Origin of the sequence: uncultured Desulfovibrio sp. (assembly GCF_910584445.1) — a bacterium.
Lineage (GTDB): Bacteria > Desulfobacterota > Desulfovibrionia > Desulfovibrionales > Desulfovibrionaceae > Desulfovibrio.
On sequence record NZ_CAJUBO010000001.1, the window covers coordinates 117,019 to 142,813 of the forward strand.

19 protein-coding genes and 1 tRNA gene are annotated in these 25,795 nt (G+C 59.0%); 4 read left to right on the plus strand and 16 right to left on the minus strand.

Going from position 1 to position 25,795, the window contains the following annotated elements; translation table 11 throughout:
• Positions 1–17: 17 nt before the first annotated feature.
• The 11 genes from QZ294_RS00510 to QZ294_RS00560 all read right to left on the minus strand — a co-directional run bounded on the left by QZ294_RS00510 (position 18) and on the right by QZ294_RS00560 (position 17,676).
• On the minus strand, positions 18–1,256 hold the full coding sequence (locus tag QZ294_RS00510) for a class I SAM-dependent methyltransferase (RefSeq protein WP_297045119.1): 1,239 nt from the start codon (positions 1,254–1,256) through the stop codon (positions 18–20).
• A gap of 10 nt (positions 1,257–1,266) precedes the next feature.
• Positions 1,267–5,004: a glycosyltransferase gene (locus QZ294_RS00515; protein ID WP_297045121.1), complete on the minus strand. Its 3,738-nt coding sequence runs from the start codon at positions 5,002–5,004 to the stop codon at positions 1,267–1,269.
• Complete coding sequence (locus QZ294_RS00520; RefSeq protein ID WP_297045124.1) at positions 4,994–7,087, minus strand: methyltransferase domain-containing protein; 2,094 nt, start codon at positions 7,085–7,087, stop codon at positions 4,994–4,996. Before QZ294_RS00520 ends, QZ294_RS00515 begins: the two co-directional genes overlap by 11 nt.
• Before the next feature lie 59 nt (positions 7,088–7,146).
• A complete protein-coding gene (locus QZ294_RS00525) occupies positions 7,147–8,238 on the minus strand; it encodes a radical SAM/SPASM domain-containing protein (protein ID WP_297045127.1) in 1,092 nt (363 codons plus the stop codon).
• Positions 8,239–9,276: a GDP-mannose 4,6-dehydratase gene (gene gmd / locus QZ294_RS00530; RefSeq protein ID WP_297045130.1), complete on the minus strand. Its 1,038-nt coding sequence runs from the start codon at positions 9,274–9,276 to the stop codon at positions 8,239–8,241.
• Positions 9,277–9,411: 135 nt separating this feature from the next.
• On the minus strand, positions 9,412–10,845 hold the full coding sequence (locus QZ294_RS00535; RefSeq protein ID WP_297045133.1) for a mannose-1-phosphate guanylyltransferase/mannose-6-phosphate isomerase: 1,434 nt from the start codon (positions 10,843–10,845) through the stop codon (positions 9,412–9,414).
• A gap of 70 nt (positions 10,846–10,915) precedes the next feature.
• On the minus strand, positions 10,916–12,337 hold the full coding sequence (locus tag QZ294_RS00540) for a phosphomannomutase (RefSeq protein WP_297045137.1): 1,422 nt from the start codon (positions 12,335–12,337) through the stop codon (positions 10,916–10,918).
• Complete coding sequence (locus QZ294_RS00545; RefSeq protein WP_297045142.1) at positions 12,331–14,157, minus strand: ATP-binding cassette domain-containing protein; 1,827 nt, start codon at positions 14,155–14,157, stop codon at positions 12,331–12,333. Before QZ294_RS00545 ends, QZ294_RS00540 begins: the two co-directional genes overlap by 7 nt.
• Positions 14,150–15,274 (minus strand): glycosyltransferase family 4 protein, encoded by a 1,125-nt coding sequence (locus QZ294_RS00550; protein ID WP_297045144.1) that lies wholly within the window; start codon positions 15,272–15,274, stop codon positions 14,150–14,152. The genes QZ294_RS00545 and QZ294_RS00550 overlap by 8 nt, the downstream gene beginning before the upstream one ends.
• Positions 15,255–16,142, minus strand: a complete 888-nt coding sequence (locus QZ294_RS00555; RefSeq protein ID WP_297045147.1) for a tyrosine-type recombinase/integrase — start codon at positions 16,140–16,142, stop codon at positions 15,255–15,257. The genes QZ294_RS00550 and QZ294_RS00555 overlap by 20 nt, the downstream gene beginning before the upstream one ends.
• An 862-nt stretch (positions 16,143–17,004) precedes the next feature.
• Positions 17,005–17,676 (minus strand): outer membrane beta-barrel protein, encoded by a 672-nt coding sequence (locus QZ294_RS00560; RefSeq protein WP_297045150.1) that lies wholly within the window; start codon positions 17,674–17,676, stop codon positions 17,005–17,007.
• 218 nt (positions 17,677–17,894) lie between these two features.
• Here QZ294_RS00560 and QZ294_RS00565 point away from each other — a divergent pair, with 218 nt between their 5' ends.
• Positions 17,895–18,224: a hypothetical protein gene (locus QZ294_RS00565; RefSeq protein WP_297045152.1), complete on the plus strand. Its 330-nt coding sequence runs from the start codon at positions 17,895–17,897 to the stop codon at positions 18,222–18,224.
• A 70-nt stretch (positions 18,225–18,294) separates the two neighbouring features.
• Positions 18,295–18,370: transfer RNA gene (locus QZ294_RS00570), tRNA-Ile, on the plus strand.
• 73 nt (positions 18,371–18,443) lie between these two features.
• On the opposite strand, the gene rlmN is transcribed toward QZ294_RS00570, so the two are convergent.
• Positions 18,444–19,532 carry a 23S rRNA (adenine(2503)-C(2))-methyltransferase RlmN gene (gene rlmN, locus QZ294_RS00575; RefSeq protein ID WP_297045156.1) on the minus strand — a complete coding sequence of 363 codons (1,089 nt, stop codon included), beginning with the start codon at positions 19,530–19,532 and terminating at the stop codon, positions 18,444–18,446.
• A gap of 185 nt (positions 19,533–19,717) precedes the next feature.
• Here rlmN and panC point away from each other — a divergent pair, with 185 nt between their 5' ends.
• Positions 19,718–20,566, plus strand: coding sequence for a pantoate--beta-alanine ligase (gene panC, locus QZ294_RS00580; RefSeq protein WP_297045159.1), 849 nt, complete (start codon positions 19,718–19,720; stop codon positions 20,564–20,566).
• 30 nt (positions 20,567–20,596) lie between these two features.
• Entirely contained in the window at positions 20,597–21,769 is a 1,173-nt protein-coding gene (metK, locus tag QZ294_RS00585; protein WP_297045162.1) for a methionine adenosyltransferase, read from the plus strand.
• A 215-nt stretch (positions 21,770–21,984) separates the two neighbouring features.
• On the opposite strand, the gene QZ294_RS00590 is transcribed toward metK, so the two are convergent.
• The 4 genes from QZ294_RS00590 to QZ294_RS00605 form a co-directional block, all read right to left on the minus strand.
• A complete protein-coding gene (locus QZ294_RS00590; RefSeq protein WP_297045165.1) occupies positions 21,985–22,788 on the minus strand; it encodes a hypothetical protein in 804 nt (267 codons plus the stop codon).
• Positions 22,781–23,794, minus strand: coding sequence for a stomatin-like protein (locus QZ294_RS00595; protein ID WP_297045167.1), 1,014 nt, complete (start codon positions 23,792–23,794; stop codon positions 22,781–22,783). Before QZ294_RS00595 ends, QZ294_RS00590 begins: the two co-directional genes overlap by 8 nt.
• A gap of 406 nt (positions 23,795–24,200) precedes the next feature.
• Positions 24,201–24,692, minus strand: coding sequence for an NfeD family protein (locus QZ294_RS00600; RefSeq protein ID WP_297045171.1), 492 nt, complete (start codon positions 24,690–24,692; stop codon positions 24,201–24,203).
• 17 nt (positions 24,693–24,709) lie between these two features.
• Complete coding sequence (locus tag QZ294_RS00605; protein ID WP_297045175.1) at positions 24,710–25,711, minus strand: hypothetical protein; 1,002 nt, start codon at positions 25,709–25,711, stop codon at positions 24,710–24,712.
• Between the last annotated feature and the right edge of the window lie 84 nt (positions 25,712–25,795).

Genomic DNA, 25,795 nt, shown 5'->3' on the forward strand with positions numbered 1-25,795 from the left:
AAACAAAATTCCTTTTATTAGACAATTTCAATTTCCGGAAATGGGAAAATCATCTTGCCACCAGCGGCGAGATATTCCTTTTCCCTGCGTAAAATGCTTTCCTTAAAATGCCAAGGGAGGACCAAAAAATAATCTGGTTTCATGGCTCTTGCCTCAGCTTCTGATATTATGGGTATCCCAGTCCCTGGAGTATAACTTCCAAACTTGTCTGGATTGACTTCTGCAATGGCGGTAATATCATTCTCTGTGAATCCACAGAACTGCAATACAACATTTCCCTTTGTGGAAGCGCCATAGCCAAATACTGTTTTGCCATCGTCCCGCAGATTGCCAATGAGCCGCCGCAAATCTTCACGGTGCCGAAATACCCTCTCTTCAAAATCCCGATAGGGACGTGGCGTTGCCAGGCCCATGCGTTCTTCCTGTTCCAGCAGCCAATCAATGACCGGTGCATTTGCGCGCAGGCTCTTGTTCGATCTTTTCGCAGCAGTGACGGCGAATGATCCCCCGTTGACGGAATTCATCATTACGTCAATAAGCCTAAATCCGGCGGTATCCAAAATACTTTTGATAACGGTGAGCGAATAATATTCCAGATGCTCATGACAAACTGTATCATAGGAATTCAAACGTAACATTGAAGGGAGATAGCTCTGCTCGAAATGCCATATACCATCGTCTGCCAATATGGTTTCTACTTGACGGGCAAAATCGACGGGAGAATCCAAATCATAAAACATGGCGATTGAAGTCACAATTTTTGCTTTTTCGCAACGTGCTTCCTTGAAAGAGTCAGAAGAAAAGAACTCGGGAACAAGGAGAATATCATCTGTATAAAAATCGCGGAATTTTTGTCCTGTCGGGTCAATTCCAATACGTTGAATTCCTTTTGTAGTATAGGATTTGAGAGTCGTGGCATCATTGGATCCGATATCCAATACGACATCACCTTGATGTAGTTGAAAAGTACGTTCAAGTAATGAAACCTTATTGGAAAGATGAGCAACCATGGATTGGTTGAGTCCAGACCTATAGCCGTAATTCTCGCCATACATCTCTGATGATTCGTAACTATGGGCAAGCTGAAGGAGGCATGTATCCGGGCACCAGACGAGTTCAAGAGGTCCAACAGTTATTTTCGCATCTCTCTGTTTTGGGAACACGCCTGTCAGAGCCTGCCTGCCGAGATTGAGAACCGGTATCAGATGGTTGCTTGCGCTGAGACGGCAATGCTCTATTGCTGCATACGAAGCCATGACACTGCTCCTAGTTTGTCTTTTCAATGAGTCCGATCGCGGACAGCAGCTGCCGCGTGCTTTCTTCCCACGTCATCACAGGAATGCCAGCTGACGATGGCGCCCGGCCATCCTGTGCGAGTTTCCACCACGTTGCGATGCCTGCGGCCAATGCATCCGAGGAGGAGATATCCAGATAAAACGCATGGTCGCCGGCAATTTCATGAAAGACAGGAATATCTGAACAAAGGACAGGCGTCCCATAGTGGGCAGCTTCAATGATTGGCAGGCCAAAGCCTTCTCCCTTGGAGGGGAAAAGCAGTCCTGCGGCATTGCCATACAGTTGCTCGAGATCCGTATCAGTGGGATTTTCTATAAAAATAAAGCGGGATTCATTGGTGTTCAAATCTCTGATGCGTGACATCAGGGATTCTACCATCCAGCCTTCATTTCCCGCAATGCAAAGGGATAATTCACAACCTTGCTCCCAAAGCGTAGCAAAGGCATCCAATGCCAATGCCTGATTTTTATGTGGAGCGATCGTACCGATGATCAGCAGAAAAGGCTTTTGTGGGGACGTGGTTTCCTGGATGAGGCATGGTGATTTTGTACTTGCGGGAAGATCCGCCCCCAGATGCCACCACGACAGCGTCGGGGGAAGGAGACCGCGTTTTTCTATCCACGCGCGCAGTTCCTCAATAGCAACTGAGGAAATACCTACGATGCGATCACTTTGTTTAATTGCAGTATCCAGCCAATTGGTAAACCACTCTCGAGAGCCTTGTACCATATCATTTTCCGGAAATACAACAGGCAAAATGTCATATATCGTTGTAATTACCTCACCTCCAACTTTTTTTAGCCTTTCAAATAATGGCAAATATTCATTATACCTTGACCACGAAGAGTCAAGCATCAATAAAATATCTCCACAAGAAAAATCTACAGAATCAACGGGAATGTTTTCCTCAGGAAAAATTGCCCCAAGGCTATTTAGCCAGGATATTGCAGGTACAAGATGTCCATCTTTTAATTCTACTGCAATATAGTCAAATTCACTCATATCCAGACGGTATAAATTTTTTACAATTTCTCGAACAACGCGAGAAATACCAGTATGTGGATTATTTTCTGCTGTATATCCGACATCTATAAACAACTTTCTACGTTTTGCGGGGACAAAACTCCTTGAGGAAATCCATCCAGCAAACTTTAATGTATCCTCTCTGCATACAGCTGGAGAAATCGATTTTGTGTAAACATCAATCTCACGTTTTTTTGTAGTATTACTACATATGTCATAAAATTCTTTTATTGCATCAGCGTAGAGAGATGCACATATTTGTGGATTATTGTTCATGTGTATGTAGTCTCGTGATTTATTCGCAAGTTTCGTCCTTAATTCTGGCGAGTAGACCAGCGTTTCAATGGCGCTTCTGACTTCCGTTTCGTCAGGAACTTCACTCAACATATATACGACATCATCTGGGTAGTCCGCATAGTCTCCTGAATATCTATTTGTGATCACGGAAATTCCGTGTGCCATGGCGTCAACTGCACCTTTTGGAGTTCCTCCACGAAAGTCTTTACGTAATTGTATAGCAACATCTGTAACAGAAAGATATAATTCATAGTCTTTATCATTAATATATCCTGTAATTTTTATCCTAGAAGACGTTCCCTCTGTGATTCTATTTTCGATATCAATACTATAGTTATCTGTTCCAGCCTGCCCTACAAAAATGAAGTAAACATCCTGATTTTCCATAAGACGTTTGCTGTTTAAAAAAGCGTCCAACGCAATATCATTCATCTTTGTAAAAGAGATATGCCCATATGAGGCAATGATAATGGAGTTCTCCGGAAGCCCGAGACGTTTCTTGATGGATGCCCTTTCGTCTGCTGATTTGGGTTTAGCAATTTTGGCAGCCTGAGGTATGATACGATATGGGGAGGGCAATCCTTCAGGATAGCAGCTATTTGCCAGTTCAAGATTCCATCGGGAATGTGAAATGACACCAACCGCCTGTTCAAGAACACGGCGGGTACAGGGAAGTTTTGTAATAGCTTCGAAATCTGCGTTATCCACCTGGCGCGATGGCAAAAGAATCCGCCTGGCAAGAGAGCCGTGCGAATACAACGCTTCCCGCACAAAGCCCTCCCTTCCCATCCAGTACAAAACGCCACTCAGATAGGCATCATGCAGGGTCACCACTCCGGGAAAGCGTTCCAGAAGTTCGAACATATGCGCGTGGAAGGCTGAATTGCCGAATTCGTAGAGGATATGATCATAAGCAGCTGCAGCATCGGGAAAATCCTTGGCGGCATAGACACGAAAGGCTGAAGTTATCTGAGGACAGCGCAATTGCTTGCACGTTGTGTATATATCGATGTCAAAAAATTCCGCGAGGTATGGCAGAAAGAACGCCGCATAATCGGCTATACCACTTCTGTCAGATGGCAGGGGGGTGAATACGGCCAGACGCTTACGGGGCAGACCACCTGACTGTATATATTGAAAAGTAGTTTTTCTTTTGCGAGCGAGAGCTTCATCAAACGCTTCAAGGATGATTTTTCCGGGATCATTCCTACAAAAATCGTGTATCCTTTCGATACTGTATTGGCTCAGCGCCACCCTGAAGCCATCATCGGTCAGGGCATTGTGCATGGCAGCGGCGATGGATGCATCCTTTTGCGCATCAAAAAGCGCGTCCGAACGCCCGATGATCTCGCGCTGACTTGAATTGTCGCCGGCCAGAACCGGCGCGCCACAGGCCATGGCCTCCAGCAGAGGCAAGCCCAAGCCCTCATAATAGGAGGGGAAAATGAAGAGTTTGCACAATGCGTAGAGTGGGGGCAGATCTTCATCGGGGACAAAGCCGGTAATGACCACCTCATCAGGGCGGACACCCAACCCTGAGGCCATACGCAGCAAGGATTTTCGCCGTTCGTCTTCAACTTTGCAGGCAATGACCAACTGATGCCGCATCCTCAGCCCGGAAGGCAATAAGGCAAAAGCGCGTACCGCGCCGTCGATATTCTTGCGGTATTCGTCACCACCAACATACAGGATGAAAGGTCGATGAATGCCATACCTGCCGAGAAATCCCCTCTTTTCTTCGTCAGCGAATGTCCATGGCCTGTACCGCCCGAAGTCCACACGGGGAGGAACCACAACAACTTTATGTGGCGCGATTCCCGCGATATCAATAGCGTCATTGCGAGTGGCGTTCGAGATGGACAGTAACAGATCAGCCTGGCGCAGCCATTGCACTCGTGAAAGATAAAAATGCTTGAAGTCGGTGTTTCGAAAATAGTATTCGGGAAATACCATGGGAATAAAGTCATAGACAGTGGCGGCTATGACTTGATGAGGCGAGTGCATGGCGCGATACGGCAGCCCGCCAGGTTCCGCCGCATAATCTTCAAAGGCGTGCGCCACATGGATGACATCAGCGCGGTAAGGGGCGACAAATGAAGAATAGGCGGCATTGCTCAGGCTATCCGCTTCGCCGCCGCGCCAGTCTCTGTCCGACGACCAGACGGGAGGGGGTGGGAAGGGGATGCGGCGGTTACCTTGAAGACCGGGCAGAGGGATACGCTCTTTTCCATTGACATCCACCAGGGCGTAAAGTTCCCGGTTTTCACGGTGTCGCAGCATCTCCGTGAACCAGAACAGCGACAGATTGCCTATTCCGCGCCCACTGGAGCACGGGCTTGTGCATGCGCGCAGATCCGCCAGGATCCGGCTGGGGATGTCAGTCCTCATCCTTGCCTCCTGACAGACGTTTGCCGAAAGAGATGCCGCTGGCCCTGTTCTTCAGTATGGCGGCGATCTCCCGTCCTTCCCTTTTTTTCGTCGCGGGTAAAATATCAGGCCGGCGTATGGCGAAACGCCAGGCGAGCTTTCTTTTTACCCGGGAGCAGAAGTCATGGGGGTCCTTCCGCAACAACTGCAAATAGCGATAAGGTTTTCTGAGGCGGTGCGCTCCGGGAATGGTTTTGATCTTTTCCTTGAGCTTCCTGGCAGCATCGTGCGGGTTCTGCAGGCAAAGGATCATGAATCGTATGGGTTTTGTCACGCGCCAGGATAGTGAGTTGACGATGCGCGCATTTTCCCTGTGCAGCATATCCAATTCCTGATGGAGCAGGACCAACTTCGCAGTCGTTTGCGAATATTCATAATCAAGTTTCTTCAATCGCCACTTGTCAGTTTTTGACATCAGGCACATTTGGTATTCATATTTCTCCGCCGCATTGTCATACACTTCTGCATTCTTTCGAAATACAAGGGTCGCAAAATGATAGCGGCAACCATCATGATCAAAATCTGGTTCATATTCATTCCAGTCCGGAACATCCAAAAGTCTGCATCCATGCAACTCAGGAACAAACTTTCCGAGAATCCTGGCTGTGCTGTAAAGGCGTTTGTCCGCAGCTGGGATAGCGGCGCCATCCTGATATTTTTCTTGAAAATCCATGGTCAGAATGGCAATGCCCCCCGGAGCCAGCAACTGTGCGATCTGGGAAATGAATGTTTCATCATCGGCAACATGCTCAATGGCAGAAGTGGAAAAAATACAATCATAATAACGTTTGCCATGGTACTGCTTAAAAAATCCATCAAGATCAGTATTGAATTCCGGATCGATTGCATCAATTGTGTAGCCCTTTTCCTGCAGTGTGTAGTAGGCGGTGTCGTCATTATAGCCAACGCAAAGCACGGCATCCCCAGGCTGTGCATGCCGCTCCACCTGCTCGAGAACAAATGCCTGCTGCACATTTGCGCGGGGTATTTTGCGAATGAATATAGTGGGGCACAGTTGCTTCATTTCCTCTTCGCGAGGCTGCAATGCCACCCTGAGGTCATCTGTCAGGACAGTGTTCACTCGATGCGTCCGGGGCCGTGCGAAATCAGCCAGAACAGCCTCAAAAATCCCATCCAGGGCGTTGGCTGCGTTTTTGGGTGTCCAGAGCGCTTTGAGCCGTTGGCAACTCGCTGTTCCTTCCGCAAGAATGCGCTCAAGAGGCGAAATATCCAGAAACAGCTCAGGCGCAACGGCACGCACGTGGCGGAACATGGTACTCTGGGAGAGAGCCAGTGGACGCTCGGCGGCCACGGCAAAATCAAGGACGCTGGAAATTCCGCGCCCCGGCTGATCATCATACAGGAACATATTAAGATCATTGGCTGCCAGAAACCTGACCAGTGCTTCTTCAGAAAGATATTCCCCGGAAAATTCAATCTCTATTCGGTCATCCGCAAGTTTTCGGCAATCATCCACCATCTGTCTGGCATATTTTCCATCCTTGTCACAATAAAAGGAGTTGGGGATGTGCAGGCGAATGCGGGCCTTCTGAAAATGCCGGGCAGCAAAGCGGATGATTTCATCATAGTTCTTGCCTTGCGTGGCAAAGCCGAACGTGCCGATGGTAAAAATGTCATTGGCAGGCGCGGCAACGGGTATTTGGGGCACAATGCGCGGCACACTCCAGAGGCCGGGGAGGCGGCTTGCCAGGGAAGGGTCGGACACTATGCGGTAACGAAACAGATCGGCCAGTTCCGTATAGGCGGTAACATAGTCAAACTCGTGCAAAAGGCCGACTGCGGGTTTTCCCGTGCTGCGAATATCGGCTTTGCTGAGAAAGCCGAGTGTATTCGGGTGATAATTATACACTGCCAGATCGGCAGCGGCGATGTCCTCCCGGGCCGCTTCAAAGTCCTGCTTGCCGGCCAGGGGATAGGATATCACCGTATTTCGGGAAAAGTCTTGCAGGGCGGCAATAATGCTCAGGCCATATTGGGAAACGCCACACTGCACAGAAGGATTTGTGATGAAGGCTATTTTCATTTATAGTATCCTTCAAAAGCGTATATTAAATTCATATTATAAATAATAATGTGTAATTATTATGCTTGTTCTATCAATCTGTAATGAGGTGCAATATCAATATCCTCTGGACAATTTGAGCAACAGGCCGGCGGATCAAGCCTAAGCATGTCTTCCCGAAATTTTTTATAAACAGGCCCTGCAAAGATATCGAATATGCTGCTCGTTCCAACTGAACCACCAATGAAATCTTTATGTCCCGGATAATCAGGCCGTAAATTATGGCAAGCGCATGCCTCCCCTCCATGATAAATGACAAACTGCGTAAATGGGGCAACGCAAATTTTTCGACGCTCATTACCACGTCTATTTACAGGGGTATAGTCAGGAATCATTCCACCACGATCGTTTGTTGTTGCTGTATGGTTATCTGAGTGCATAACTATATAGAGAGAATGTGAATTTTTCATGTATCTACCAATGCTTTGACAAATTGTTTGGTTTTCTTCACTCAATATTTCCATATTCAACGATAATTTATTTGCCATAGCAATCACTGCCAATTTTGCTTTTTCATATGACCAATATGGCTTTTTTTCATCAATATAAACCGAAATCAACATCCTATCCAATCCAGAAGCCAAGAGATCATCCAAAAGATTTTTATTAAGATAATCTCCATTTGTATTGAGGTGTATTTTAACATTTGGCAAATATATTTTGGCAGTTTCAATCAATTTTGGAAGGCGTCTGTCAGAGAGAGGCTCATTGCAAAGAGCAAAAGCTAAATCTTCACTATAATTTATAGTTTTTAACTCAGAAAGTATTTTTAAAAATAATTCCTCAGATAAATATTGAGTCTCTTCTTTAATATCTACAGACCTATTCGAACAAAACCAGCATTTTCTGTTACAAAATGACGAATTTTCGATGAGGAGATAGTGCACATTATTCTTAAAGAGCATTTTCTTTTCATTTTCAGACATATTGCTGGTAAAAAAATTCGGATCAATCCTGAAGGGGCTATCAGAGCATTTTTGGGTTCTCCCGGACCCCTCTGCCAGGTGCGGGCTTTCTTGCAGTTCTTTCTGCAGGATCGAACACATCCGCGACATGGACCTGACCAAAGGGCGGAGGGCGCATTTCAGGGTCTTTTTCACGAGGCTGTTCATTTATTTGCCCTCTTCTCTTCCGATCCGTTCCACATCAGCCTCCACCATCATCCGGCAAAGTTCCTCCAGGCCGACATGCGCCTGCCAGCCGAGCGTTTCCTTCGCCTTGGTCGGGTCGCCGATGAGCAGGTCCACCTCCGCCGGGCGGTAAAACCGGGGATTGACCTTCACCAATGTTTTGCCGCTTGCAGGCGCATACCCTTCTTCATGCAGGCCTTCGCCGCGCCAGGCGATGTCCATGCCCACAGCCTTGAAAGCCATGGTCACGAAATTCCGCACCGTCTCGGTGCGCCCGGTGGCGAGCACATAGCTGTCCGGTTCCGGGGCCTGGAGCATGCGCCACATGCCCTCCACATATTCGGGCGCAAAGCCCCAGTCCCGCTGCGAGGAAAGATTCCCCAGTTCCAGGCGGTCCTGCGTTCCCCGGCTGATGCGGGCCACGGCATCGGTAATCTTGCGGGTGACGAATTCAATGCCACGGAGCGGGGATTCGTGGTTGAACAAGATGCCGCTGCATCCGTAGATGCCGTAGCTTTCCCGGTAATTGATGGTCATCCAGTGGGCATAGAGTTTCGCCGCGGCATAGGGACTGCGCGGATACAGGGGCGTGGTTTCGGTCTGGGGCACTTCCTGCACCTTGCCGAACATTTCTGAAGTGGAGGCCTGATAAAAGCGGGTATCGGGCTTGGCCTGGCGAATGGCCTCCAGCAAATGGACGGGACCAAGGCCCGTGATCTCCCCGGTAGTCAGAGGCTGGTCAAAGGAGACCCCCACAAAACTCTGCGCGGCCAGGTTGTAGATCTCGTCCGGTTCGGTCTTGTCTACCAGGCGCAGCGCCGAAGACAGGTCGGTGAGGTCGAATTCCACCAGTTCCAGATGTGGATGGCGACGCAGACCGAGGTGCTCCAGGCGCCAGAAATTGGGAGAAGAACTGCGCCGATATGTGCCAAAGACCTGATACCCCTTTTCCAGAAGCAATTGGGAAAGGTATGCGCCGTCCTGTCCTGTGATGCCGGTAATGATCGCTTTTTTCACCATACCATCCTTCCGCTGTTCGTCATGATATTTTTTCTTGTAGAGTAATTTCATTTAGTTGAAATGAGTATATTCCATTTGAACTCCACGATACTTCTTTATATCTATTCTTTCAGGATATCTCCATCATTACCGTTCTCACTTGCATTCTTGTGGAGTTTCCCCACGTCCGTAGGCATCGGCGAACCGCACGATATCGTCTTCGCCAAGATAGGTCCCGGACTGGATTTCGATGAGCACAAGAGGAATGAGACCGGGGTTTCGCAGCCTGTGGACTGTGCCAATGGGGATGTATGTCGACTGATCTTCGGTGTACAGGCGTGTTTCCGTGCCATTGACCACTTCGGCAGTCCCTTTGACAACGACCCAGTGTTCGGCGCGGTGATGATGCATCTGGAGGGAGAGTTCCGCGCCGGGATCGACGATGATGCGCTTCACCTGAAAGCGGTCGCCCAAAACAAGCGTCTCGTAGCTGCCCCAGGGGCGATAGACCAGCGGATGCACCTTGCATTCCTGCCGTCCGGCGGCAGCCAGTTTGGCAACGATGGCCTTGACCTCCTGCACCCGACTGCGCGGGGCCACCAGGAGGGCGTCGCGCGTTTCCACGATGGCGAGGTCGCGCACGCCTATGGCCGCCACCAGGCGATTCCGGGCGTTGAAATAGCAGTTTTGCGTGTCATGGATGATGACGTCCCCGTGACGGACGTTGCCGTCAGGATCCGCCTGTCCGGCCTGATAGAAGGATTCCCAGGAGCCAAGGTCGCTCCAGCGGGTCGCCAGCGGCACCACGGCCGCGCGGTCTGTGTGCTCCATGACCGCGTAATCGATGGAATCGGCCGGGGAGGCCAAAAATGCGTTGCCGTCCGGCCGGATGAAGGCGCCATCCAGCGAATGGGCTTCCCAGGCGGCGCGGCAGGACGCGGCGATGGCCGGCGCGAAGCGTTCCAGCTCTTTCAGATACACGGAAGCGCGCATGAGGAACATGCCGCTGTTCCACAAATAGCCCCCGTGTTCCAGCATTGTCTGCGCCGTCGCGGCATCGGGCTTTTCCACGAAGCGCGCGACGCGAAAGCCTCCATACCCTGTTGGCGCGCCCGTTTCGATGTAGCCGAAACCCGTTTCCGCACCCGCGGGCGTGATGCCGAAGGTAATGACAAGCCCCTGTTCCGCCAGGGGCGCCGCGGCTTCCACCCCGCGCAACAGGGCATCCTCGTCCTCGATGACATGGTCGGCAGGAAGCACGAGCAGCAGCGGGTCTTCGCCCCCGGCCGCCAGGGCCAGGGCCGCGAGCGCGATCGCCGGCGCCGTGTTGCGCGGGGCAGGCTCAAGCAGGATGACTGCCTGTGCGCCGGTTTCCCGCTGGCTTGCGGACACATAGAAGCGGTGCGCCTCGTTGCAGACGATGACCGGCTCCTGACTGCCCGGGATGCGCGTGGCGCGGGCCAGGGTATCCTTGAACAGGGTGCGCCCGTCGCCCAGATCCACAAACTGCTTGGGATAGGCTTCGCGGGAAAGCGGCCACAGGCGCGTGCCGCTGCCGCCGCAGAGAATGACCGGTGCAATGGGTGCCATTGATGCAATCCCTTCGTTCTCAGCTGACCAGGCCCCGAGGCCGTGGCCGGAACACTCCAGCCGGCCGCCCTCAGGCCGGGATGGCGCCGCCTTCCCGCTCCAGCAGGGAGAGGAGTTCGGCGGTCTTGTCCTCCAGCAGGGCGGCATCGCCCCGCGTCTCCACATTAAGGCGCAGGAGCGGTTCCGTATTGGACATGCGGAGGTTGAAGCGCCAGTTGGAAAATTCCAGGTTGATCCCGTCCATCTCATCCGCATGCAAGGCCCGGGGCGTGTAGCGCTCCGCGACAACGCGCAGGAGGCCGGCCGCATCCGGGACCCGGCGGTTGATCTCGCCACTGCAGGGAAACGCGGCCATACGTTCGGCAACCAGTGCCCCGAGCGACCGCCCCGTGCGCTGCACCAGGGCTGCCATGAGGAGCCAGGGAAGCATGCCGGAATCGCAATAGGCGAAATCGCGGAAGTAGTGATGCGCGCTCATTTCGCCGCCATAGAGGGCGTCCTCGGCGCGCATGCGCTCCTTCATGAACGCATGGCCTGTCTTGCCCATGACAGGCTCGCCGCCCGCCGCGCGCACCACATCCTGCGTGTTCCAGTACACGCGGGCGTCGTGCACGATCCTGCCACCTGGCGCGCTGCGCAGCAGCTCCTCCGCCAGGAGGCCGATGCAGTAATAGCCTTCGATGAACTTGCCATCGGCGTCATAAAAGAAACAGCGGTCGAAATCCCCGTCCCAGGCAATGCCCATGTCAGCCCCGGCAGCGCGCACGGCTGCGGCCGTGGCCGCCCGCCGTTCCGGCAAGAGCGGGTTCGGCACGCCGTTGGGGAAGGAACCGTCCGGTTCCATGTGCAGGAAGGTGAAGTCAAAGGGGAGCGTCCGCGCCAGATCGTGCAGCACAAGACCGGCGCAGCCATTGCCCGCATCGGCGACGATCTTGAGGGGGGGGCGCCCGCGGCGCGGAACGAGCCTGTCCGCGCCGCTGCAGGCAAGCAGCCGGCGTACATAGTCATCCCGGAAGGAACCCTCGCGAAGCGGGGCCAGCGCGGCGTCGGGAGCAGCGGGCGCCGTCCCCAGCAGTTCCTCCACCCGGTCGCGGATGGTGAAAAGCCCGGAATCGCCGCTCACGGGAATGGCCCCGGCGCGCACCAGCTTGAAGCCGTTTTCATCCCCGGGGTTATGGCTGCCGGTGATCATGACGCCCACGTCAAAAGGGCGATCGGCTGTGGCATGATAGATCTCTTCCGTGCCGCACATGCCAATGTCCGTGACGGCTGCCCCCCTGCGGCGCAGGCCGTCCACCAGGGCGTCGCGCAGGAGCGGGCCGGAAAGGCGCGCATCTCGCCCGATCACCACCTCCCGCGCCCCCAGCACGTCCACCAGGGCGCTCCCAAGGGCAAATGCCAGAGGGGCGTCCAGCGCCTCAGGCACGCGCCCGCGAATGTCGTAGGCCTTGAAGGGCGAGCCGTGTGACGTGCGCCTGATGAGGTTCAGCATGCGCGTTCCCCATTATGCCTCTGTTCCTTCAGATACGCGTCAAGCAGGGTGGCGGGCGCGCCAAGGGCGCGTATCCTTCCCTTTTCCAGCCAGATCACCATGTCGCACACTTCCAGGGTGCTCAGCCGGTGCGCGGCGATGACGCAGATCCTCTTGCCCCTGTTCGCCAGCACGGTCTCCTGCACGGCGGCCTCGCTCGCCTGGTCCAGGGCGCTCGTGGCCTCGTCGAAGATGAGGATCTCCGGCTCGGTATAGAGCGCGCGGGCGATGGAGACGCGCTGCAACTGGCCGCCGGAGAGACCGTTGCCGCCCTTGCTCACCACCCGGTCCGTCTGGCAGCACGCCGGTCCCAGAAAGTCGATGGCCGCCTCGCGGCAGGCCCTGCGCACCTTTGCCTCATCCAGCTCCTTGCCCCAGTCGCTGAAGGCCACATTCTGGGCCACCGTTCCGGCGAGCAGATAGGGGTTTTGCGGGACATACCCGACATGCCGCCGGTATGCGGCCAGTTCCGCGGCGCTCATGGGCCTGCCATCGACCAGGAGCCGGCCGGTGTCAGGCTCCAGCAGGCCGCTCAGGATGTTGATGAAGGTGCTCTTGCCCGCGCCGGAACGTCCCACCAGGCCCACCGTGCTGCCAAGGGGAATGGTGCAGCAGATGTCCGTGAGCGCGTCCCTGTCCGCGCCGGGATAGCGGTAGCTGACATGGTCAAGGACGATGTCGCCGCTGATGCGGAACCCCGGTGCGGGCGTCACGGCCAGCGCGGCATCGGCGGCGTTCAGTTCCTCAAAATAGTCCAGGCACGGCAGGGCCGTGGCCTGCAAGCCGCGTAACGCCACGGTGGCGCCGACCACGCGGTTCAGGGACGGCAACACACGCCACGCCGTGAGCGTGAGCAGAGCCACTGTGGTGGTGATGGCGGGCAGCCCGGCATCCTGAACAAAAATGAGCAGGAACATGGCTAGCCAGATGAGGAAAAAGCCGCAGCTTTCCAGCGTCCACGTGGGGACGGTGGCGCTGAGGCCAAGGAACGTCCTGGGCCTCATGCCGGCGTTCACCTGGTCGCCGATGGCCTTGAGGAATATCGGCTGCTGCTGGTAGATGATGAGTTCGCGCACGCCGCCGAGGGCGGTCATGCTGGCCGCTGTTTCTTCCTGCTGCGCCTTGGCCGCCCGGGCCGAGGCCCGGTCGATGCGCCGGCGCAAAAGCTGGTAGGTCAGCAGCGACACGGCCAGCATGAAGGCCACCGTGCTCAGCGTGACGCCGGGCGCGTAAAGGGTGAGTCCCAGAAAGAGCAGGCAGACCGTGATGAGATTGCTGAAAGCCGTCAGGATCTGCAGCAGCATCTGGCCGAGGTTGAAACGCCACTGCATGGCCGTCATGGCGCGGCTGCTCTGGGAGGAAAGGTGCCAGTCATACGGCATGTTCAGGAAGCGCTCCATGATGTTCATGCCCACATGGCCGGCCACCCGTTCGGCCAGCATGGAGGACCGCCAGGCCACCAGAGCGGAGAGCAGATTTTTGAGCAGGATCAGGACGATGGGCACCATGCAGGCGCAGAGCACGAACAGGCGCCGGTCCGCGAATGCGGGACCCAGCGCCGGGAACAGCTCCAGCAGCGTGCGCGCGGGGCCGGAACCGATGAAGCGCTCCGGCATGTTCAGCACCGCGAAGAATCCCGTCAGGGCCATGATGCTCGTCAATTCGATGATCCCCAAAATCGTCATGCCGCAGAAGAGGCCGATGATGCGCCGTTGCAACATCGGCGGCAGCACGGCGTAAATGCGTTTCAGGTTGCCGAAAAGCAGCTCCAGTCTAGGCATTGGTTTCAGCCAGCTCCTGATGCAGCTTCCGCAAAATTGCCGCCGCAGCCTCCACATCAGGCTCCGCCCACCTGGCTCTGAGTCCTTTGCAGGGACCGCTGCCGATGTCCATGGGCACCAGCGTGTACGGGACCGGATGCGCCAGACCCCCGGTCATAAAGTCCATATTGCCCGACCAGCCCGTGGCCACGGCGTGCAGGCCATGGCGCATGGCCTCCAGAATGGTCAGGCCGAAGCCTTCCGAACGGTGCAGCGAAAGATAGACATCGTGGCGGAGATAGAGGTCTTCCATGGCCTCCGGCTCAAGAACTCCGGTGATGATGCTGACGCCGGGACTTGCGGCGCACATGGTCCGAAACTGCGCGAAGCGTTCCGGGTCCGTATCCTCGTTGCCCACCTTGAAGGTCAGTTCCGCCTCGCCCGGTCTGAACGCCCTGGCAAAAGCCTCCAGCACGGCCCGGGGATTCTTGCGTTCCCAGGAAGACCCGGCATCAAAAACATACAGACAGCGGAGAACGCCCTCTCGGGCATACTCCGTCTTGCGCCGCTGGGGCACGGGCACGGCATGCGGCGCCACCGTGACCGGCTTGCGCGTGCAGCGTCGCACGGCATCGGCCACAAAGGCGCTGGGGACCTCCACGGCATCCACATAGTCCAGCGCATGTTTCCAGACCGGGGGCAATGTCTCCAGCTCCCAGGCCCAGTAGCCCACCACGCGCTTGCCCCGCAGAAATCCCTTGCCCAGGGCGCAGAGCGCCAGCTGGAACTGCGGGGGATTGGCGTGGATGACCACTGTGCCCGGGCCGCGCATGGCGGCGGCATCCACTTCGGAAAGCAGCCCTTCCGCAGGTTGCCGGTCGCGGGGCATGCGCATGGAGTTCGTTATATCCACCATATGAAGATGGCCGCCCATTTCACGGCGGTGTTCAACGTAAAGCCGTGCGCCCTGCGCCAGACCGCTGGTATTGCCGAAGGCCCCGCACACGAAGAGCGGCTGCGCTGCCGCCACTTCCCGCCGCCGCTTTTGCGCCCTCAACAGGCACAGGCCCGCACAAAACAACAGGCGCAGGGATTGCGGCGATGCCCGCCAGCAGCGCTTAAGCAGGGAGCGGCCCATGCCCCGTTCCCGAACACAGCAACCGCGCATGCAGTTCCCGCATATCCGTGATGCCCATGCAGCGCTGGAGCGTGGGCATGCTCATGCCGGACCGCAGCTGCCAGTCCGCGAACACATAGCGCAGGTCGCGGATTGTCAGGTCTTCAAGGCCCAGTTCCGCACGCACCTCTTTCCAGAACAGGAAAATATCCGAGATGGGTTTCGCCTTGTCCCTGCCCGGGAATATCCACGGGGAGTCTACCTGGCGGGGGATACTCCGAAAGATCTCCCGAGCCTCGGGTGACAGCCATATCTTGCGCCAGGATGCTGTCCCCGGCCGGGAGGCGAGCAGCAGGTTTTCTTCCAGAAAAAGGTTTTCCCACCGGGCGGTGAGGATCTCGTTCTTGCGCGCGCCCGTGAGCAACAGCAGGGCAAGTGCCCGGGCTTCCCGCCTTTCGCTCCTGTTCAGAACCTCCAGCAGGAAGGAGAGATGCTCCCTGTCCAGCGAGGGCCAGCGCGTCTTCGCCACTCGCGCACAGCGTATCTGCCGGGTGGGCGCCGCCGCCAGGACACCCCTTTCCACGGCCAGGTCAAAAATGCCCTTGAGCACATGGAAACGCCGATTACGGGTGGCCGGAGCGCTATTCTGCCGTTCAAAGCCCGCGAGCCAACGCCGCACGTCCGCCTCGGTGATGGCGTCGAGGCGTTTTTGCCCGAACATCGGCAGGATGTGGTTTTTGGCGGTGTTCTCCTCCAGCTTCCAGCTTGCCTTGCTCGCCCTGATGTGCGGCAACCATGTGCCACTGACGAAGTCCGCCAGCGAGGGCGCCCCTTGCGTCCCCCGGCGTGCGGCTGTGGGGAGACTGTCGTTGTTTTGCGAAAGCGTCATGAGCGTCCCCGAAGATTCTCGTGCACGCAGCTCCGCTGCCTTCTGGCGCCCCGGTCTGCCGGGGCGGCCAATCGGAGGACAGCAGTTCCTCGCGGAAGCTGAACTGTCAGATACACTGATAATGAAGTCGTGGATTTCTTATCCTATCGCCATTCTTCTGACAAGTTTTTTCCTCATTCATTTGCCAAGGCTGAAACCCATACGTGGAATATTCTATAACATACTAAATTAATTTACTCTTTTATCTAAAGTCCCCGCATAAATCGTCAGTGTATCTGATGATAAAGCACGCCAATAAGATAGAATTTCTCACGAAATTTTTTTGCCAAAGTCTCCCCTTCGTCCTTCCTGTGCGCCGTGTGTCTGTGCGAAATGCCGTTTTCGCGCATGACTTCTGGACGTATTCTCCTCATCTCGCGCACCTGTTCACAGCCCCTCCCAGTGCCTGATTGCAAAAATTCCGCAGAATATTTCTTGGAAATGACTGAATCATGGAAAAGCGTATCCTGAAAAACTGTTCCCGGCATATCATTCGGAGATGCACAGCACATGGTCAGGTGCATTCTTTGCACAGGATTCTTGACCGTGTAGCCATGTTTTACGAAGCGCAGGGAGAGGAGGTGCGTATTCTGGTCCTCAAGCACCAGCGCGAGGCAGGGTATGGCGAATGACCATGTCCTGCCGAGAGCGTGGGGTGATGGGCGGGAGGGAGGCCTCGCACGCAGTGTGCGGTGCCATCTCAGGATTTCAAGGGGCGGTGGAGAAACGAGGGGAGAAACTTTGAGTTGTGACGAAGTGTGGAAGAGGAGAAGTGAACACTCCACCGACTTTAATCGATGGAGTGTTCATTTCCAGAACGTGTCTAGAACGTGTAGCGGATGCCGAGGCTGAACTCGTTGGCATAGGGCGACGTGCCGAACTTGCACTTTTCGCCGTCAATGGTTTTTTCCGTCTCGTTGTAGCCCAGGCCCACAAAGCGGTAGGCCAGGTCGGCCGAGAGGTTGTCGGTGATGGCATAGGCCACGCCCGCGCCGGCGTTCCAGGCGAATACGGTGTTCAGCTCATTGACGCTTTCGCTTTCATTGCCGAACTCCACTTCATACCTGTTGCTGATGAAGCCCATGCCGAGACCGGCGCCGATGTAGGGCGTGAAGGCGCTGTCATTGTGGAAATCCCAGTAGGCGTTGAGGAACAGGGTCTGAAGTCCCCACTGGCCCTTGAGGTCGACGCCGGCGGAATACTTGTCGTTCCAGCTCGTGGTGGAGTTGGTGCGGATGGCGTATTCGATCTCAGCGCGCACGGGCACCTGATACAGGGGATAGAAGTCGAAACCGAGGAAGGCGCCGCCGCCGATGGTGTTCTGGGAATACTCGCCGGCGTCAAAGAAGTTCGCGCCGCCGCCCTTGGACACCGGCCCTGTGCTCTGGATGGAGTCGATGAATTTCAGGCCCATGTAGAAGCCGTTGTCGGCGGCCGCCGCGGGCACGGCCAGGGCCAGGGCGAGCGCCAGGGCGAGAAGCGTTTTTCGGAACATGGGAGCCTCCTTGTGATGGTGGGTGCATATGGACGGAAATCATTTATCCGATAAGTGATAGAGTGTCAACTTTTCGGGCGGGTCCGGGCTTTTGAAAAACGGCGGACTCTGATGTACCCTGTGCCACCGGCGCGCCAGGCAGCGGATCTTTGGCTATCGCAAGCCCCGCCATCCGGGGGGCGTGCAGGACGCGGCGCAGCGCCGACGACGGAGGACGCATGGAAGTCTGCATTGGTGAGGTTCACGGCAAGCCCGTCATGCTGGAGGTGCGCGACGGCATCGTCTTCATCGACGGGGTGCCCGAACCTATCAAGGATCTTGGCGAAGAGGAACTCAGGGACTTTCAGGCCACGCTGGACGCCCTGCCCCGGAATGACGAAGAGGGCCATGCGGCGCTGGTCAACGCGCGCAGGGCGGCCTTCATCGCCGCCCTGCTGGGCAAGGCCGTGGGCGACGACTGCGTGGCGCGCCTGACCGACATTCTGGACCATGTCCACTACGAGGTGCTGAAATACCTGGGCGAGACCGGCGAGGAGGACGGCTTCTGAGCCGTTTCCCGGGCGGCGTGCGCCGCGTGCCCGGCTTGACAGCGGGCAAACCGCGCCGTAAGGAACTGCGGGGCCTATAGCTCAGTTGGTAGAGCCTCCGGCTCATAACCGGCAAGTCCCAGGTTCGAGTCCTGGTGGGCCCACCATGACCGACACGCCGAAGTTCGCGGGCGATCCCGCGGGCTTCGGCGTTTTTTTGCCAGTGGCCGGACCGCGCGTTCAGCCGGCGGGTCCGTCGCCGTGGGCGGCGCGCAGCTGGCCGCAGGCCGCCGCGATGTCCTGCCCCTTGCTCTTGCGGACAATGGCCGTGATGTTGCGCTCCCAGAGCGCGCGCTCGAAGGTGAGGACGCGCTCTTCCGAGGGCGCCTTCCAGGGCGAGCCTTCCCAGGGATTGAAGACGATGAGGTTGAGCTTGCCGCGCACGCGGGCCACCAGACGCGCCAGCTCGGCCGCGTGTTCCGGGCTGTCGTTGACGCCGCCGAGCAGGAGATATTCGAAGGTGATGCGCTCGCGCGCCTTGAGGGGATACGCCGCCAGCGCGGCCAGAAGCTCGTTCAGCGGCCAGCGCGCGGCTCTGGGCATGATACGTTCGCGCAGGGCCTGGTTGGGCGCGTGCAGCGAGACAGCCAGATAGGCAAGCCCGCTTTCGCCCAGTTCGCGCAGACCCTCGCGGATGCCGCAGGTGGAGACGGTGATGCGCCGCGGGGAAAAGTTCAGGCCCCGGTCGTCATTGAGGCTTTCCAGGGCGTCCCTGACCGCGCGCCAGTTGAGCAGAGGCTCGCCCATGCCCATGAAGACGAGGTTGCGCAGCACGGGCCAGTCCGGGCGCGTGTCGCCCAGGTGTTCGCGCGCCACCAGGATCTGCCCGAGGATCTCGCCCATGCTGAGGTTGCGCGCAAAGCCCATTTTGCCCGTGGCGCAAAACGTGCACGCCATGGCGCAGCCCACCTGCGACGAAAGGCACTGGCTCCAGCGGCGGCTGCCGTCACGCGCTTCCGAGGGGATGAGGACGCTCTCCACCAGCGCGCCGTCCTCCATCCGCAGGAGGAATTTGACCGTGCCGTCGCGGCTTTCCTGCGTCCGCGCCACCTCGGGCCAATGGATGCGCGCGCGTTGCGCGAGGCGCTCGCGGCAGGCGCGCGAGATGTCGCTCATGCCTTCGAAGTCGCGGGCCATCTTGCGCCACAGCCATTGCCAGAGCTGGACAGCCCGGAATCTCGGCTCGCCGAGTTCGTCGCGCATCCAGTCGATGAGCGCGGGCAGCGTGAAGTCCAGAAGGTTGACGCGTTCGTCGGGAGAAGGGCACATGGCCCGGTTTAAGCATCCGGCGCCCGGCTTGTCAAATGCCGGCGGACGAGGGCGGGACAGGGCCGCGGAACGCGGGGCCTTCCGCCGCGTCCTCCCCCTTCTGCCCGATGGCGGCCACTGACTTTACAGGGCGGGAGTTTTCCGGTATGAAAAGGCTCCCGCAACCTATATCACCATAGCTTGATATGCAGATATTCACTGATCCCCAAGCATTGGCGGCCCAGTGCCGGGCCTGGCACGCCGCCGGCGAGGACATCGCCCTGGTGCCGACCATGGGCTATTACCATGCCGGCCATGAAGACCTCATGGCCCATGCGCGTGGCCTTGCCAGGCGTCTGGTGGTGAGCCTTTTCGTCAACCCCGCGCAGTTCGGGCCAAACGAGGATCTGGAGTCCTATCCCCGCGATGCCGCGCGGGATAGCGCCATCGCGGAATCCCGCGGCGCGGACGCGCTCTTCATGCCCGAGCCTGGCGCCATGTACGCGCCGGATCACGCCACCTGGGTCGAAGTGCCGCAACTGGCGAAGGGCCTGTGCGGCGCGAGCCGTCCCATCCACTTCCGGGGCGTGTGCACGGTGGTGCTCAAGCTCTTCCTGCTCACCGGCGCGGATGTGGCCGTGTTCGGCCAGAAGGACTGGCAGCAGCAGGCCATCATCCGGCGCATGGCGCGCGACCTCAACGTGCCCACGCGCATCGTGGCCCGGCCCACCACGCGCGAGGCGGATGGACTCGCCATGTCCTCGCGCAATGTCTATCTCACGCCGGACGAGCGCGCCGTGGCCCCGCAGATCCGCGCGGCCCTGCTGGCGGCCCGCGACGCCGCGGTCGCGGGCGAGACGGACGCCGGCCGCCTCAAGGCGCTGGTGCTGGCCCATTGGGCCGAACGGTTGCCCGGCGGCCAGCCCGACTATCTGGAGATCGTCCACCCTGAATCGCTGGAGCCGCTCGCCGTGGTGGACGGTCCGGCGCTCATGGCCTGCGCCGTTCGCCTCGGCAAGGCGCGGCTCATCGACAACATCCTGCTCCGCTCCTGAACACGCGGCGGCAACGCAAGGGAGAATGCCATGCACAACAAGGGCACCTACTACTTCACTTCCGAATCCGTCACCGAGGGCCATCCCGACAAGGTGGCCGACCAGATCTCCGATGCGGTGCTGGATACCCTGCTCGCGCAGGACCCGGACGCGCATGTGGCCTGCGAGACGCTCGTGACCACGGGCATGGCGGTCATCGCGGGCGAAATCAGCACGCGCGGCTATGCGGACCTGCCCAAGGTGGTGCGCGAGACCATCAAAAACATCGGCTACAACAGCTCGGACATGGGCTTTGACTGGCAGACCTGCGCGGTCATCTCCTCCATCGACCACCAGTCGCCGGATATCGCCCAGGGCGTGCTGCGCGCCAGCCCGGAGGAGCAGGGCGCGGGCGACCAGGGCATGATGTTCGGCTATGCCTGCAACGAGACCGCCACGCTCATGCCCGCCCCCATCTACTGGGCGCACCAGCTTTCGCAGCAGCTGGCCCGCGTGCGCAAGGACGGCATCGTGGACTTCTTCCGCCCGGACGGCAAGACGCAGGTCTCCTTTGAGTACCATGACGGCAGGCCCGTGCGAATCAACAATGTGGTGGTCTCCACGCAGCATTCGGCCGATGTGGGCCAGGCGGAAGTGGCCGAGGCCGTGAAGCGGCACGTCATCCGCCCCATTCTGGAAGATTCCGGCTATTTTGACGAAAAGGCGTGCGAGATCTTCATCAATACCACCGGCCGCTTCGTGGTCGGCGGTCCCATGGGCGACTGCGGCCTCACCGGACGCAAGATCATCCAGGATACCTACGGCGGCAGCGGCCATCACGGCGGCGGCGCCTTTTCCGGCAAGGACCCCTCCAAGGTGGACCGCTCCGGCGCCTACATGGGCCGCTATATCGCCAAGAACGTGGTGGCCGCGGGCCTGGCCCCGGAATGCGAGGTCCAGATCGCCTATTGCATCGGCGTGGCCGAGCCGGTGAGCGTGCTCGTCTCCTCGCGGGGCAGCAGCGACATCCCCGATGAGGTGCTGACCCGCGCCGTGCGTGAGGTCTTTGACCTGCGGCCCTATTTCATCAGCAAGCGCCTGGACCTCAAGCGGCCCATCTACGGCAAGAGCGCCTGCTACGGACACTTTGGCCGCGAACTTCCGGAATTCACCTGGGAAAAGACGGACGCGGTGGCGGACCTGCGCACCGCGGCAAAAGTCTAGGCTCAGAATTAAAAAACAAAGTACGCTATGATGTTTTGCTTGCCGGTGAAAAAGGCTGTTTTTGACGGATAATTGCGGCAGTACATAACACGCCCATCCCAAACTGGCAGCGCATTATAGGGTCTGACCCTAGTCTCGGCCCCCGCGGGTTCTGTCCCGACGGCAACGGCGGCGCATCCCTTTCCGGGATGCGCCGCCGTTGCGCGTTGCCGCCGTCAGGGCGCCCGGTGGCGTTCGTCCGCGTCGTCCCGCTCCCCGGCGGGGCCGGGCCGCGCGTCCACATCCACCACGCCGGGCAGGGCGCGGGCGGCGTTCGGGGGGAGCGCCCGCGCCGGGGCGCCGTCCGTGCCGGGGGGCGGCAGGGCCACGCAGGACTTGTCCACCAGCACCATGCCCGTGCGTTCCAGCACCTCGCGGCGGTAGGCGTATTCCTGCTCCATGCGCCGCTGCCGGTAGACGAACCACGCATGGCCCAGAAAGCACACGGCCAGCAGCGCGGCGATGCTGCCCGCGATCCAGGGGATATAGGGGATGAGCGCGGCGCCCGCGCGTCCCAGGGCCGAGAGCGCGCCCTCCACAAAAAAAAGCCCGGCCCCCAGGAGCAGGATGCCCAGCAGGACGACAAGGGTGGGCGCGTTGCGCACCATGGCGTAAAAACGGCGCAGGCCCTCGGGCAGGGCTTCGCCCGTCCGCGCGTCGGCGTTTCCGTCCGGCGCGGGCGCCGCGTCGCGCTCCAGCGTCCGCGAAAGCCAGGTCCCGGCCAGGTGGACGATGAGGAGCAGGCCCACCGGGGAGAGGACGGCCGCAAGGCACCAGGCCAGCCAGGGAAAGCGCGCCACGGGCGGCCCCCCGGGGCTTTCCGGCGCGGCATGCATGATGCCGTGAAAAAAGGCCACCCCGCCCACGATCATTTCAAGGAAAAAGATCGCAATAAGCAGATAGACCAGGGCATCCCGGTGTTCACCCGCATACCAGGGGAGGCGCCCGGCGGCCGGGCGGGATGTGTCGGATTCAGGCACGGCCGGCCGCCCCGCTGCCGGCGCCATCCGCGCTGTCCGCCCTGGGTCTCGCGCTGCCGGGCCGCGCGCCCGCAGGGGCGGCAAGGCCCTGATCCGGCTTGATGATCCTCGTCACCGCGGCCACCATGCCCGCGGCGTCCGCCAGATTGGCGGGGATGATGAGGCTGTTGCCCTTTTGCGCCAGCCTGCCGAATTCGGTGATCCATGACTCGGCCACGCGGAGCTGGGCCGCCGCCACGGCATCGCCGTTCAGCTGGCGGCCCACGATGTCCAGCGCTTCGGCCGTCGCCTCGGCCACCTTGCGGATCTGCGCGGCCTCGCCATCGGCCTGGTTGATGAGCGCCTGCTTTTCGCCCTCGGACTGGGCGATGGCCGCCTGCTTCTGCCCTTCGGCAAGGTTGATGCGCGATTGCATGTCGCCCTCGGAAAGGGCGATGGCCGCCCGCTTTTCGCGTTCGGCGCGCATCTGTTTCTCCATGGCTTCCATGACGTTGCGCGGCGGCGTGATGTCGCGGATCTCGTAGCGCAGCACCTTGACGCCCCAGGGGGCCGTGGCGGAATCCAGAGCTTCCACCACCTCCTGATTGATGCGCGTGCGTTCCTCAAAGGTCTTGTCCAGCACCAGGGTGCCGATGACCGAACGCAGGGAGGTCTGGGCCAGCTGGATGGCGCCCCATTCATAGTCGGAAATGCCGTAGGCCGACTTTTCGGGCGTGATGACCTGAAGGTAGAGCACGCCGTCGATATCCACGGTCACATTGTCGCGCGTGATGCAGGTCTGCTTGGGCACGTCCAGCACCTGCTCCTTGAGGCTGCGGCGGTAGGCCACCACATCCACGAAGGGCACGAGCAGATGAAAGCCCGCATAGAGCACCTTGTGGAACTTGCCCAGCCGTTCCACCACATAGGCCGACTGGTTGGGCACCACCACCGCGCTCTTGAGCAGGACGACGATGACCAGGGCCGCGAGAAGAAAGAGCCAGCCGTAGCCGAGGAGGCTTTCCATGGTCGCTCCTTTGCAACAGGAAAATCGCGCGCCCAGTCCGGCGCGCCGTTTCGTTTCGGGACATCAGCGGGAGGCCGTTGCGCGGGCGCGCATGCGCGTCACCTCTAGAGTGTAGACCTAATTAATGTGACCGCTGGCTTGGGATGTGGCAGCTTGTGCAATGCCACAATCATCCGTCAAAAACAGCCTTTTTTGCGCTGGTGGCGTCACTGGGCGATTTTTGTCGGTCATGTACCTGAGTACACTCCCTCCAAAAATCGTCCACTTCCTTGCCAGCGCAAAAAAATCTTATTTTTTCGGATCCTTGCGGCGACAGCCCCCGCCCTTCGCTCCGCTTCGGGCGGCCAGCGGAAAAACCTCTTTCCCTCGCTGAAAAAACCATAACGTAGTTTAATGAGGCCTGCGCCTAGGAGGCGCCGCCGGACTCTTCCCGCAGGGGCGTCACCCGCAACAGGAGCGAATCCTCCGGCGAGCCGCCCAGCACGCGCACGCCGCGTCCCTCGGGGAGGGGTTCCGGGGCCGTGGCGCGCCAGAAGCTGCCGTCAACGCGCACTTCGCCGCGTTCGCCGGGGCGGATGGCCTTGCTCACCACCCCCGTGTGTCCGGCCAGGGGATGGGGCGGCGGCGTTTCGCCGCGGCCGCCGTAATCGCGCGCATCGCGCGCGGCTTCGGCCCGGCCGCCGAAGACATGGCGAAAGCGTCGCCTGAGCAGGCACAGGGCCAGCAGCGACGCCGCAATGAAGAACGCCACCTGCCAGCCCGCGGGCAGGCCCGTCAGGGCGGCGCCGGCCGTGAGCCACGCCCCGATGCCGAAAAAGACCAGAACCATGGCCGGATTGGCGAGTTCCACCGCCAGAAAGGCGAGGCCCAGCAAAAACCAGAGCAGGGGCAGGCTCATGGCGTGCCTCCGGGAAGCTACTGGTGGGGGACCGTTCCCGGCGCCATGCCGCCGGGCGCGGCGTCCGCGTCCCCGGCGTCCGCCGCCGGGGCGCCGTCCAGGTCGATGATCCGGCCTTCCAGCCAGACATAGGCCTCCACCTCGTCGCCTTCCTCCGGCACGAAGTCGCCCAGGACGAACCTGGACGCATAGAGGGCGAGGCGCAGGGGTTCGCGCTCCTCAAAGGGAAAACTCAGGTAGAGCGCCCTGACGTCCATGTTCTCCAGTTTGCAGTCTTCCACGCGCTCCACGACGGTGCGTATCTGGTATTCGCCGAAACGGCGTCCGGGCATGATGCAGCGCTTGCCCGTCATGGGGATTTTGAGCGGCGGCACGTCGAGCCGCGAGGCGCCGGGGTTCTGTTCCAGCCATGCGGCCGCATGGGCCTCGAATTGCGGACCCTGCGTGATGGCAAGCTCGTCCAGCAGCGCCTTGCGGATGCCGAGCGCCAGCCCCGCCAGCCAGAAGGTATGCGTGATGCCCGGCGTGAGGTCGTCCTGGTCGCGGCCATAGAGCGGATCGAAGAACCACAGGGGGTTCTCGCCCTCGAGCATGGTCACGGCAACATCCGCGCCCAGTCCCTCGGCGCGGGGGTGGACGCTCTCCACCAGCAGGTCGTTGGGCAGGCCTTCCAGAAGGGGCACGGCCGTGACCGGGGCGAGCTTGCCGCCCTCCTCCCCGGCCATGAGCACGGCGGCGCGCACGGGCTGGTCCTTGGGCCAGGCCATGAGCACATGCTCGCGGCCGCCGCGTTTCCACTGCCATGCGGGCCGCGTGCCGCCGTCATGGAGCACCGTGCCCACCACCTGGGGCATGATGGCCGCGGGGTCGCGCCCGGTGATGGCTACCCAGGCATCGCCGAGTCCCTCGGCGTGGACGCGGTCCGCGCCCGGGCGCCGGGCGGCCTGCCGTTCCTTCTGGTCCGGCGTGTCTGACTGGTTCGGGGCGGCGGATTTCGGCTGTTTCTTTTTTCCGAACATGGCGTGTCCTCTGGCCGGTCCCGCGCGGCCCGGGCAGAAACGCCGGACCGCGCGGGCAGCGGTAGTTGCGCGAAGCGTCCGTCC